Below are 530 nucleotides of genomic sequence, written 5' to 3'. Positions count from 1 at the left end.
GTTGATGAGACCTTCTTCCTTGAATCGTTCAAGGGGCAACGGGGACTGCCACGTCCGCCAAGGCATCGTGGTGGCAAGGGGCGAACTCGTGGAACCGGGCCCGATTACATCCCGGTGATGGTGGTACAAGACCGTGCAGGCCACCATGCAGATTTTCAGCTGGAGCAGATGAATGCCGAGACGGTCATCGCGGTCTTGAAGCCGCTGGTGTCACCGGATGCGGTGCTGTGTAGCGATGGTGCGGGTGTGTATGCCAGTTTCAGCAAAGAGCAGGGCGTAACCCATCAGGTAGTGCATAATCGCCAAGGCGAACGGGTGGTCGGTGCGTATCACATCCAGCACGTGAACGGGTATCACCATCGGTTGAAAGAGTGGATGGAGCGGTTCCATGGTGTGGCGACCCACTACCTGAAGAACTATCTGGGTTGGCGCAGGATGCTGGAGCGTTACGGGAGAGGCGTGAATATCAAAGCGTGTTTGCATGAGGCACTGGGGCACCCCATGCAACACGTAATTGGGACATAGCCTTT

General features: G+C 57.0%; 1 protein-coding gene. It reads left to right on the top strand.

What is annotated here, in order from left to right:
• On the top strand, positions 1 to 525 hold a 525-nt coding region (locus BN1115_RS12935), incomplete at its 5' end, for an IS1595 family transposase (protein WP_042657469.1).
• Positions 526 to 530: the final 5 nt, after the last annotated feature.

The organism is Aeromonas allosaccharophila (assembly GCF_000819685.1).
Lineage (GTDB): Bacteria > Pseudomonadota > Gammaproteobacteria > Enterobacterales > Aeromonadaceae > Aeromonas > Aeromonas allosaccharophila.
The sequence above is the reverse complement of the archived record's forward strand: the minus strand, read 5'-3'. Positions and strand labels throughout refer to the sequence as shown.